This is a genomic window from Lewinellaceae bacterium (assembly GCA_020636135.1).
In the GTDB taxonomy this organism is placed as follows: Bacteria; Bacteroidota; Bacteroidia; order Chitinophagales; family Saprospiraceae; genus JAGQXC01.
This window is the reverse complement of sequence record JACJYK010000001.1, coordinates 2,555,630-2,567,433: the sequence shown is the minus strand read 5'-3', so window position 1 is coordinate 2,567,433 and position 11,804 is coordinate 2,555,630. Positions and strand designations below refer to the sequence as shown.

Genomic DNA, 11,804 nt, shown 5'->3' with positions numbered 1-11,804 from the left:
CGGTTTCGTCGCTTTTCAGCCGGCAAAATTCAGATAAGCAAAAAAAGGATATACCTTTAATGCAATTCATGTTTTTTCGGTGAAACACACATTGAATACCAGGATATTATCACTGTATTTATTAATAATAGGCTGATATTTAATGGATTGTGTTTTATGGCAAGGCGGTTTTACATAAAATTGTAGCCGGAACCATGAAGAAGGATTAACGAGCAAATGCCGAAGTGAATCGAGTGAAGAGTAGCAGCCTTCGAATAACATTAACGCAGTTATGTTTAATGTGTTTCGGATTACTATTGGTAGTCCGGGGTTGGTCACAAAATCTTCCATCCAGCAATATTTCCGGTGATTGGTCAGCAATCCGTGCGGCAGTAGAATCCTGGGGCGATGTCCATGTTTTCTCTGATACCGCGCGTGCTTTATCCGGGGATAAACTTCAATTCACCTGGGACCGGAATAAGGACCTGCATTCAGAATTTAACCACTGGCTCGAATCACTTGGTCTTACTTGTATCGTATACAATGCGAACACCTGGATTGTGGTCAGCTACGCAGACGCCGCCCGCCCGCTGGAAGCATGGAATCGCCGTAATAAGCTGCTTTCAGCCCTGGCAGACAAGCAGGACAAGAAAACCGAGGTCGTCGTGATTGGCAACCTGCAGGCTGGTGCACCACTTTCCAATAGATTAGAACTCAAAGGTGTCGTGCGGGATGAAGAGACCGGTGAAACCATCATTGGGGCCACCATCATACCACAGAATGGGGGAGAACCCACGGTGACGGATGTGGACGGTTCCTATGACCTACAGCTTCCCGTGGGAGAAAATGTGCTGGTGGTTACATCCATCGGTATGGAACAAAAGGAAATTCCGCTGGTCATGGCAGGCAACGGCAGTCATGATATTTTCATTCACCGTGCGAGCCTGCAACTGGAAGAAATTGTCGTTTCTGAGAAGGCGGCTGACCAGAACCTGCGGTCTTTGACGATGGGCATTGAACAGCTCAATATGAAAGAAATTGCCAAATTGCCGGCATTTCTGGGAGAATTTGATGTCCTTAAAAGCCTGATCGCATTGCCCGGAGTAAGTACTGCGGGAGAAGGCGTGGGCGGTATTAATGTACGAGGTGGCAACATCGATCAGAACCTGATCATCCAGGATGATATCATCTATTTTAACCCAAGCCATGCACTAGGTTTCTTTTCGCTATTTCATCCGGACCTGGTCGACGATGTCAAACTTTTTAAAGGAAATATACCAGCTAAATATGGTGGTCGTCTTTCTTCGGTTCTGGCCACCAGCATGCGGACAGGGAATAAACAAGACTGGACTTTCAAGGCGGGAATAGGAGTCATGTCCTCCAAAGTGTCGCTGGACGGTCCACTGGTAAAGGATAAAACTTCACTGGTACTCGGTGGCCGGATCTCCTACATCAACTGGATTCTCAAGCTGGTCAATGAGCCACAGGTGAAGAAAAGCCGCGTTTCATTCTTTGATTTTCAAGGGAAACTGGATCACCGGCTGACCAATAAATCGAGCATAGGACTGGAAGGCTATCAGGGAAGCGACTATTTTCGGTTTGCCGATGAGGCTCGTTTTAATTACTCCACGAAGTCACTGGCCGCCTATTACAATACCCTGATCGGTAACCGTGCCAACTTAAACACCAAAGTCATCTACGGGTTGTACACCAGCGATCTCGGAGATCTGAAACCTTTGAATCCATCGGTGTTCTCAACAGGAATAGGTTATCTGAAAGGACGTACTGAGATGGTATTTCAGCAGAATCAACGGGCGACCTGGGTGGCAGGTATCGAAGCGATCCGCTACAAGGTGAACCCCGGTATTCTCGGACCCGATAATCCTGAATCCCTGGTCGTGAAAGAGTCGACTCCGGAAGAGCAGGGATGGGAAGGTGGACTGTACGTGGAGACCGAACAAAATTTTTCGGATAAGCTTTCCTTTTCAGCAGGACTCCGGCTGAGCGGATTTGCGTTGCAGGGCGCCAAACGGGTGCGGACCTACGCCGGTACCAGGGAGTCGGTCAGCTATGGAGAAGCCATCGATACGGTAAGTTTTGGCTCCGGGGAACTTATCGATACCTATTTTGGACTGGAACCCCGGATTTCGGTCAATTACCGTTTGACGGAAACGGCGAGTCTAAAGTTGGGAGCGACACGTACCTATCAATACCTGTCCTTGATTTCGAATACCGTAGCGGCTACTCCGGTTGACTTTTGGAAACTGGCGGATACCTACCTGAAACCACAAAAAGCTGACGGCATCAGCCTGGGTTATTACCGCAATTTCAACAACAATGTTTGGGAGACCTCTGCAGAAGTCTATTTTAAGGCCCTCAGGAATGTGCCGGAATACCGGGATTTTCCGGAATTGTTGGGCAATGAATTCCTGGAGACGGAATTGGTCCCGGCGGACGGAAGGAACTACGGTCTGGAGGTCAGCATCAAAAAAAACCTGGGATTGGTTTCCGGCCGGTTGTCCTATACCTACAGCCGATCCATCCGCAGGGTAAAAACAGAGATCCCCGAGCTGAATGTCAATCAGGGCAGATGGTATCCTTCGTATTTTGACAAGCCTCACGATGTGACCATGCTGGTTAACTTCAACCTCATGCAGCGGTTGAGTCTTAATGTGAGTTTTACCTATAATACCGGCCGCCCTATTACGGCACCTACCGGTAAATACACCGACTGGCACGTTATCAACGTTCCCATATACTCCGACCGCAATCAATACCGGATACCGGATTACTACCGGATGGATGTTTCGGCGAATTTGTTTCCGGGTTACCGCAAGGACCGGAAATTTCAGAGTAGCTGGTCCCTGTCCATCTACAACTTGCTGGGAAGGAAGAACGCGTATTCCATTTACTTCAGGCAGAAACCATTCCAAAGCCTTTCCACCTACCGGCTGGCAGTGTTAGGCTCCATATTCCCTTCCATCACCTATAATCTTGAATGGTAGTATGAAAAGGCTTCAGATCTGCATATTGTTGATTTTTATGACCATTGGTTGCGTGGATGAAATCCCGTTTCCGGTCAAGGAATCTACTGACGCAATCAATATTGCCGGACAGTTTACCGACAGCCTGGAGACCCAGGAAATCATCGTGCTGAAAGCGGCACCGGTGAGGCAGGGAGGGCCGATATACGGACAACCGGTGGTAGGCGCTACCGTATATGTCGAAAGTGAAGATGGAGAACGAATACAATTTACAGAAGAGATCGAGGGCTTCTATCGTGTCATGGCAAAAGGAACAGCCGGCAAGTCCTACCGTGCTGAGGTAATTACCCCGGATGGGAAAACCTATTACTCGGCGTATGAACGGATACCCACAGAAGAAAGTGACTTTGATGTATCTCCCCAGAAGTTCGAGACCAATGAACTGACCAGTGACAATGCCATCACACCGGTCCTGAAAGTAGGGCTCTTTCTGTCTGCGGATATGCAGGTGGATGGTCAGAAAACCAATAATCTCTACCGGATCGTAGGCGAATACGACTTTTGGGAATATGAGGGTGCTATGGATCTGAATCCACGGCATTGTTATCCGAAAGAATACCCGGATTATGGTCAGGTTACGGTGTTTTCGGGTATTGACGAGCCGGACGCGAAAATTGACCACGAATTATTTTTCTCTACCAAACCGGACCATCGCTTTTCCTTCAACTATTGCTTCCATATCTACCAGCATACCATCAGCCGTGAATCTTACCTGTACTGGGAAAAAGTGTCAAAACTGGCAAATCAGGATATTGGCCTGTTCGATTCACCGCTGGGCAAAGTGCGTGGTAATATGTACAATGCCAACGATTCCGGGGAGGAAGTACTGGGGAATTTTACCGTAGCTGCTGTAAAAGAAAAGCGGTTTTTTACCAATAGCCTTGACCTCGGCATCGAAGTGTTTCCACTATGTCTGGATCCTACCATGACAACCTTACACGACTACTGCCATGACTGTCTGAAAATTGCCAACAGTACCCTGGTTAAACCTGACTATTTCCCATGAGTGGTTTCAGAATTTCCCGACGCTTCCTGGTCATCCTATTATTGGACTTGATCATACCCCTGAGTGGATTTTCGCAGAGGGAAACGATGACAGTATTTCTGACCGTACCCAAACCGGTTATCATGCCCGGTGAACGGATCTGGTATGGCATGGCGCTCGATAATTTTCTGCTCAGGGAGAACCGCTATCCGGTCATCCATGGCTCGCTCTCCGACCGCAATGGTACGATACTGGATCGGTGGTCCATCCGGCCAGATTCTGCTTTCTGGATTGGACAGCACGCCACCGGAGAATCACTTACTCCTGGTAGCTATATCCTTTCGCTGGCGCTGTGGAATGAAACCTATACCCAGGTGCTGGAAGAATGTGACCAGGTAATCCAGGTTTTGGGTAAAGCAGACCAGAAATATTTTCTCTTTAAAGACAATATAGAACCGGTTGCCGCTAATGAGCCAATACCGGAATCGTCGATTGATAAACAGATCTGCCTGGAACGCCAACCGGGTATGTCCCTTGGATGGGTAGGTTTGCAGGAATGGTTACCCCTCAGTTCCTGGCGCTCCTACCGTGCCGCTGATTTGTCTACGCGCTACGGATATGAACTGGGCATTCACCTTGATCAGGCTAATCTGGACGGTAAGGTGACGGCTTACGATATAAACAGTTTACAGGCGTTGCCCTTGGACCTGGAGGAACAGCAGGGCAGTTTTATGGTAGCGGATTTTGAAGGACGGAAAGACTTTCAGTTTATCAGGTTGACCGATGGCCAACTATTGGATCTGCCGCCAGCAATGTTGCCGCCATCTCTTTGGCAACCGGATGACCTCATGCCGGCGGATGTACCGGAAAGCCTGTATAATGCCCTGCTGGAGAAAGAGGAAAAAAGAACATTGGTCGCCCACATATTTAACTATATGCAGCCTGCGATTCCGATAGACACCACAGCAACCGTGCTGAGCCAGTATGATGACGAATACGATCTGAGTAAATACCTGGCTTTCGAATCACTCGAACTTTTCATCCGAGAAGTGATCCTGCCCCTGAAGATCATCAACAAGCGTAATAATCATTCCATTCGGGTTCTTAATGCGGATGTGAAGAACTGGTTTGATGACGCTCCTAAACTTATGATCAATGGTGTATTCCAGCCGGATATCAAGCAGCTTTTTGAGATCCCATTTGATCAGTGTACGGCAATTCGCTTGTACCGTTCATTAAATACAACACGTCAACGATTCGGACCGATCGCTCGTAACGGTATCATTGAGATCATCACTAAACCCAGCTACGTAACCGGATCAAAACCAATCAATATCACCGGATTGACGAAGGGTAGTAATTATGAATGGTTTAAACCGGGTAAGGCTCAGGGAGCTACTCCAGTATTAGTACCTGTCCCTATGCTGCAGGTTGTCAAAGACAGTCCCGGGTGTTATCTGCACAGTGATGAATCCGGAGTGTTCCGGTATACCGAGTGCCGACTGGAAAACCGGCACCTGGTGCAGTCCGTTAAGGACTTTAAAGTGAAGTAACCTGGCCTCTACGCCTCTTACTCTTTTCAATATCCAGATCACCGGCCATGGAGCGTCATCATGGCTCCGAAATCACCGGATTCAATCCAATTGGTGAGTTCGCTTGCCCGGGCTACCGCCATGGTATTATTTCCAAATAGGTAGCGCATGAATTTTTCGAACGTCTTTTCGTCTTCCAGTTCATATTCCCGGGCTTGTTGTTCAAAGGCCTCAAGATCAAAATTACCCCAGTGTTTTTCAGGTAAGCCGGCAATCTTAGCCAGCAATAACTTAACTGTCGGTACATCCTGGCAGGTAAGCAGCCCACCACGGTCAGCAGTAAATTCCGCCATTTGTTCCCAGTAAAACAAGGCATAACGAAGCCCGCCGGACAGTAAGGAACTTAGTCCCAGAGTTACTGGAGCGAGGGTGTCTATCAATTCAGGAAAGATGAATCCGATTTCTTTGTACAGGATGTGGTTGTTTTGAATGTGTGCCAGCTGGCGGCCGAAGATGAACAGCAACTCCTGATGCGAACAGCGGTTTACACTTTCTGAAGTGAGCAGGATGATCGGGTGTTCGACTCCAAGGGTGATGGCATCCAGTGCCTCCGACCGGCGGATGTAGAGGTCCGGCCGTGTAGGAACCTGCAAAATGGTACATGCAGTATCAAGAGCCCGGTTTAACTCCGGGAAAGCCTTTGGTGTAGCTGCCAGGCTGCTGCCGGTGGATTGCAGTTTGATGATCTTTTCAATGCCCATATCGTAAAACTTCTTCACGACGCGCTCTATACCTTTGGTCTCCTGTAGCGCGCGCATGGCTTTTTTATCTCTGGGGTGCTGATACTCAAAGCCTTTGAGTGAATGGAGTCGGGAAAGGTTCATGTTCTGATTTTTTATTGAAGTTCAGTGTGGAGCAGGAAAACGCCAAGTATTTAAGACGAACAGAGGCGGGCAGGAGGTAAATAAACCCGGAAAATTACTTTAAGCCTCTTTTTTTAACACTTCGCCGTTTTTTATGGTGTGTACCAAATGGTTCAAAAACCGGGTTGCCGGGGCGCCAACGACATCGTTGAATTGACCCGTAAACGAAAAAATAGTCTGCGTGTGGATGCTTTCGTCCGGATAACCTGAAAATAGTATTAAATTCAACGGACTGTATTTGCGAGGATTGATCATTAAATCGCAATTGGCAAAATGGAAAATGAAGGCAACAAAACATCCGGCCGTTTGCTCTCGCTGGATGCACTGAGAGGGTTTGATATGTTCTGGATCATGGGGGGCGAAGGAATTTTTGTCGCTCTGGCCGCTTTGACCCACTGGCCCATACTGGAATGGTGGGCAGGACAATTACAACACGGGAAATGGCACGGGTTCCATTTCTATGACATGATCTTCCCGTTATTTTTATTCATCGCAGGTATCTCTTTTCCGTTTTCGATGGCCAAACGTTACCATGGCCAGGAGAACCGTAAGGCATTGTATCGCCATGTCATAGCCCGTGGATTGATCCTGGTACTCCTGGGTATCATTTACAACAACGCCATCCAGTTTGATTTTGCCAATATGCGCTATGGTAGTGTATTGGGCCGTATCGGTCTGGCCTGGATGTTTGCCGCGCTGATCTTTATGAACACCAACACGCGGGCCAGGATTATCTGGCTATGGGGAATCCTGATTGGTTACTGGTTGTTGCTTCGTTTTACGCATGCACCGGACCTGGGAGATACGGATCCATTCTCCATGCAGGGCAATCTTTCAGGTTACATCGATCGCCTTTTACTTCCCGGTAAATTTTGTTGTTACGAATACGGAGATAGTGAAGGTATTCTGACAACCATACCTGCCATTTCAACTGCTCTATTGGGAATGCTTACCGGCCAGTTCATCCGTTCTTCTTATCTGCAGGACCTGCCTTATCGCAAAATAGGCTACATGGTGGGAGCCGGTATCCTGTTGATTGTGTTGGGACAGTTGTGGAACTTGATCTTTCCGATCAATAAATATTTGTGGTCCAGTTCTTTCGTATGTTATGTAGGTGGGATGAGCATGGTGTTATTCTCTCTGTTTTATCTGGTCATCGACATTTGGAAATACCAAAAATGGACGTTCTTTTTCAGGGTCATTGGGATGAATTCCATCACCATTTATTTAGCTGGTTCTGTCATTGATTTCGGGCATACATCCAAGTTTTTATTTGGTGGATTGATCAATCTTTTCCCGGAAAGCTGGTCGGAACTCCTGGGCGCTACAGCCTATGTTATGACCGCCTGGATATTCTTGTACATTCTCTGGAAGAAGAAAATATTCCTGAAAGTGTAAGCCGGGCTATCCGAATTTGATTTTGGCAATGCGGAACTGGTTATGGAAGGATTATATCCACAATCGGGTTACGCCATACCTAATTACGATGTTCGCCGGGACGGCAAATCGATGCTCCTGCTCAAAAACATCCGTCCGGAAAATCTTGAGATCCGTGTAGTGAAGAATTGATTTGAAGAATTGAGGAAGCAAATGGAGGCGAATTGAGGAAAATGTACTGTTTTTCGAATTAGATCAATCGCCAGAAAGTACAATGTACGATAGTTAGGGCCTTGAGCGATAACCTTCGTTTTGATGGTTCATTACTGCCTGAGACTGAAGCTAACCTTTTATCTTTAGCACATGCATCAATTCAACCACCACAACACCCGGATGATGGGTCAAAAACGGGTTTGCACCCTGCTGACGATATTAGTATTGCTGACCGGGACCCTGGCCGCTCAGCATTCATATAATCTGAAACGGGAGGAGATCATGATTCCCATGTCGGATAGCGTTAAGCTGGGTGCCATTTTGTACCGTCCGGAAGCCCCCGGTTCTTACCCTGCCATCGTTTACCGTACACCTTACGGGATCGATGATTACGATGGTTATGCTGAATTTCCCATCAAGGCAGCCCGGAGGGGATACCTGGTCTTTTTGGTGGACGTGCGTGGGCGATTACGCAGCGAAGGAGAATTTGAAGCCTACCGCAACGAAAAGGCGGACGGCTATGATGTAATCGAATGGGTGGCCAAATATCCGCAGTGTAACGGAAAAGTGGCCACTTATGGTGGTTCCTACCCGGGAATTGTACAATGGCTGGCCATGTCGCAAGCTCCTCCACACCTGGCTGCGGCGGCTCCGGAGATGACGCCGGTTGGCAGCCATCACTTTATGTATTTTGGCGGTGCCTTTTCGGCCGTGTGGCTGGACTGGTTCATGCCATACATTATACCGGATAAACGCAAGCGGGCCGGCGATAGGTCAGGTCCCTGGGATGATGAGCCGGCTACAGAAGCATGGGAAGCCACGGACCGGCGCCCCTGGTACAATTACCGCCCGTTGGCTGATATGCCCCTTTTGAAGCAATATGCACCCGAATATTACGAATGGTTGTCGCATCCGGATTTGAGTGCCTGGTGGGATTTTCTGAATGTGGAGCAGGACTTTGGTAAATTCAAAAATCCTGTTTTTCTGTTAAGCGGGTGGTATGATGCTTCTTACGGGCCGGAAGGAGCTACCCGGGCATTTAATAAGATGACCAGGGAATCCGGATCACCGGTGGCTAGAGAAAAGACCAGACTGGTATTGGGGCCCTGGAATCATACTTCACTTAACAGTCGCAAGACAAAATTTGGGATCATGGACTTCGGGACCAATGCCGGAATGGACTATGACTACGAATTATTGAACTGGTATGACGGTATCCTGAAGGAACCTGACATGGATATCAAGGTGGCACCAGTGAATATTTTTGTGATGGGTGAAAATAAATGGCGCGCTGAAAAAGAATGGCCCCTGAAGCGTGCCCAGCCAGTGTCGTATTATCTGCACAGTACCGGCAGGAGCGCACTGGATAAAAACAATGGAAAACTCGACCTGGTTGCGCCCGGAAAAGAATCACCGGATCAATATGTTTTTGATCCCAACGATCCGGTATGGGATATTTCCTATGAAAAATCCTATCCCTATGATCAGCGTTCCATTGAATCAAGAAAAGATGTACTGGTCTATACTTCCGAAGCTCTGGAACAGGACCTGGAAATAACCGGAGAACTGGTTGCAGAGTTGTATGTCAGCTCCTCGGGGAAAGACACGGATTTTTCTTTCACACTGTGTGATGTCTATCCGGATGGTACATCAGTCAATTTGCATGGTCTGGATGCCGGCTACTTAAGGATGCGGTATCGCAATGGCCTGGATAAACAGGAATTGATGAATCCAGGGGAAGTGTACAAGATTAGGATAGGCCAGGCTTATACCTCCAATCTGTTTAAAAAGGGTCACCGGATCCGTCTGCATGTCACCAGCAGCATGGCACCGCATTACGATCCCAATCCCAATACGGGCAATGTAATAGCAACCGATAAGGAGCTGATTTCAGCAGAAAATCAAATTTACCACGACGCCATGCATCCTTCCCGGATCATATTGCCCCGGATCGACCGGTGATGATTGATCAATATTGGATATAGCACGAATGGAGGTACTATGTTCATACAAACCATTGTGCGGCGACATTTGGAATAAAATCTACCAGGAAGTGTGCTACTATGTTTGCTTTCAGATCCCGCTTCCAGAAATAAAACCAGGTCAGGACTCCGCCGGCAGCAAAAGAAACGAGCACACCTGCCCAGCCTTGGCCGGGATAATGCAAGAGGGCAAAGGGGATTAGCGATAATGCAGCGGCTACCCATTTACTTCCTGTTATGGTACTCAGTCTTTCAAGCAAAAAACCACGCATAAATACCTCCTCCGCAATGCCGGCCCGGATCACAATCAAAGTGACCGTCCATAGGGACAATTGATCAAAAGTATGTGACTCACCGAAAGACCAGCCTACCGCCTGACATATAAAGATAGCGACGGCCACTGCAGCCACTGATAAGACAGCAATGAATAATGCCCGTAAAACTGATCTGCCGAAATTCTGAGGATACAATCCAATGGAGCCCAGGCCTTGCTTTTCACCAAATCTGATGATCAGAAAGAGCACACCCACCATGCCCAGGATGATCAGCTCTTTACTGACGGCCTGCGAGTTACTCAGCATTGCGCCGTTGTAGGTCTTGAAGAGCCAGTTGACCAGGGATATCGTCGTATAGGAGATCAAAATCCCCAGATAAGTGTAAAAGTTGGTTTTTGAAGTCATGTTATTGAACTGAATGTTGTATAGAAATACCAAATAGTTCCTGCAGGTAATGGTCAAATTCTTCCTCTTCAACAGGTATCTCTTCCCGCAGACCATCGATGGTGTTGATCAGGGTATTACCTGCCAGGGTTATGCGCCCTCCTTCCACCAGTTGGGAGCACAATTTGCGCTGAGTGAATGGTGAGAGGGGAGAGGTCTGATGGAATTCACAGAATGGCTCAAAATAGTTGAAAGGTACCGGGTTATCCCTGAAACGGTACAGAGGGATCCAGTTCTGCTGGTCCCTGGAGTTATAAAGGATATAATGATCCTCTTGGTCCCTATCCAGCCGGTAATACTGGCCATGATGGCTTACGATTTCGGTAGAATTAAGTGCGATGGGCTCCGGAAAACTATTGCCAAAACCTACATCCACCAACCACAGCTGGTTGTCCAGTGAGGCGATGATGGCCATATGACCCCCATCGGCTCCGTATTTTTCCTGAGGTGGGATGTACACGGCACAAGAAATGAAATAACAGGTGTATCCGGATTCCTGCAGGAACCAGTGGAATAAACCATTCAGTTCAAAACAGAATCCGCCCCGTACCTCATGGACAATTTTTTGATAGATGCGTTCAATATCCAGCTCGATCTTACGGCCGGCGTGAATGTCCAGGTTTTCAAAGGGAATTCGATAGAGATGTTGACGGTGAACGCGGAATAGTGTGGCTAAATCAAATTGTTCAGGAGCAGGCAGTCCTAGTCTTGTCAGGTATTCTGTACGAATCATGGTTATTTGAGGTTTAATCGAATGAATGGATAAAATTGTTTCAAGCGAATAATTCGTGATTTAATATTTCTATCAAATGATTTAAATGACCGACCAATATTATCTTAAGTGCAATTCAAGCCTTTGGTGGATGAAATAAAAGGTTGCTTAAAGCTATCGGCACGCTGGAGATTATCAGGCTTCAAAAGGTTATGATTTCTTGGATCGATTTGATCGCAGGAGTTGGCTAATTTCAAATGCTGAGAATTCCACGCTTAACAAAGGTTAATCGCATTGGCCTTTGTTGTTGCAGATTTTTCCAGAATCAGGGTGCAGGC

Annotated in this window: 8 protein-coding genes; 5 read left to right on the top strand and 3 right to left on the bottom strand. The window is 47.5% G+C overall.

From position 1 onward, the window contains the following. Positions 1–278: 278 nt before the first annotated feature. From H6570_09835 to H6570_09825, 3 genes are read left to right on the top strand one after another with little or no spacing between them, the layout of a single operon-like run. Positions 279–2,984, top strand: coding sequence for a TonB-dependent receptor (locus tag H6570_09835; GenBank protein ID MCB9319572.1), 2,706 nt, complete (start codon positions 279–281; stop codon positions 2,982–2,984). Between the two features lies 1 nt (position 2,985). Beyond that, a complete protein-coding gene (locus H6570_09830) occupies positions 2,986–4,029 on the top strand; it encodes a DUF4249 domain-containing protein (GenBank protein MCB9319571.1) in 1,044 nt (347 codons plus the stop codon). Further along, the gene (locus H6570_09825) at positions 4,026–5,561 is read left to right on the top strand and encodes a hypothetical protein (protein MCB9319570.1); all 1,536 of its coding nucleotides are present in this window, start codon (positions 4,026–4,028) and stop codon (positions 5,559–5,561) included. The genes H6570_09830 and H6570_09825 overlap by 4 nt, the downstream gene beginning before the upstream one ends. A gap of 38 nt (positions 5,562–5,599) precedes the next feature. On the opposite strand, the gene H6570_09820 is transcribed toward H6570_09825, so the two are convergent. Beyond that, positions 5,600–6,424, bottom strand: coding sequence for a M48 family metallopeptidase (locus H6570_09820; protein ID MCB9319569.1), 825 nt, complete (start codon positions 6,422–6,424; stop codon positions 5,600–5,602). Between the two features lie 312 nt (positions 6,425–6,736). Between H6570_09820 and H6570_09815 the strand changes: the two genes are divergently transcribed. Both H6570_09815 and H6570_09810 read left to right on the top strand, forming a co-directional pair. Further along, positions 6,737–7,861, top strand: a complete 1,125-nt coding sequence (locus H6570_09815; protein ID MCB9319568.1) for a DUF5009 domain-containing protein — start codon at positions 6,737–6,739, stop codon at positions 7,859–7,861. Between the two features lie 342 nt (positions 7,862–8,203). Next, positions 8,204–10,015 (top strand): CocE/NonD family hydrolase, encoded by a 1,812-nt coding sequence (locus H6570_09810; protein ID MCB9319567.1) that lies wholly within the window; start codon positions 8,204–8,206, stop codon positions 10,013–10,015. A 43-nt stretch (positions 10,016–10,058) separates the two neighbouring features. On the opposite strand, the gene H6570_09805 is transcribed toward H6570_09810, so the two are convergent. Both H6570_09805 and H6570_09800 read right to left on the bottom strand, forming a co-directional pair. Then, positions 10,059–10,715, bottom strand: coding sequence for a CPBP family intramembrane metalloprotease (locus H6570_09805; GenBank protein ID MCB9319566.1), 657 nt, complete (start codon positions 10,713–10,715; stop codon positions 10,059–10,061). Between the two features lies 1 nt (position 10,716). Further along, a complete protein-coding gene (locus H6570_09800) occupies positions 10,717–11,487 on the bottom strand; it encodes an arylamine N-acetyltransferase (protein MCB9319565.1) in 771 nt (256 codons plus the stop codon). Positions 11,488–11,804: the final 317 nt, after the last annotated feature.

Excerpts from the sequence above, each read along its gene's own strand:
- H6570_09835 (MCB9319572.1), top strand. The coding sequence starts at position 279 with ATGTGTTTCGGATTACTATTGGTAGTCCGGGGTTGGTCACAAAATCTT.
- H6570_09830 (MCB9319571.1), top strand. The coding sequence starts at position 2,986 with ATGAAAAGGCTTCAGATCTGCATATTGTTGATTTTTATGACCATTGGT.
- H6570_09825 (MCB9319570.1), top strand. The coding sequence starts at position 4,026 with ATGAGTGGTTTCAGAATTTCCCGACGCTTCCTGGTCATCCTATTATTG.
- H6570_09820 (MCB9319569.1), bottom strand. The coding sequence starts at position 6,424 with ATGAACCTTTCCCGACTCCATTCACTCAAAGGCTTTGAGTATCAGCAC.
- H6570_09815 (MCB9319568.1), top strand. The coding sequence starts at position 6,737 with ATGGAAAATGAAGGCAACAAAACATCCGGCCGTTTGCTCTCGCTGGAT.
- H6570_09810 (MCB9319567.1), top strand. The coding sequence starts at position 8,204 with ATGCATCAATTCAACCACCACAACACCCGGATGATGGGTCAAAAACGG.
- H6570_09805 (MCB9319566.1), bottom strand. The coding sequence starts at position 10,715 with ATGACTTCAAAAACCAACTTTTACACTTATCTGGGGATTTTGATCTCC.
- H6570_09800 (MCB9319565.1), bottom strand. The coding sequence starts at position 11,487 with ATGATTCGTACAGAATACCTGACAAGACTAGGACTGCCTGCTCCTGAA.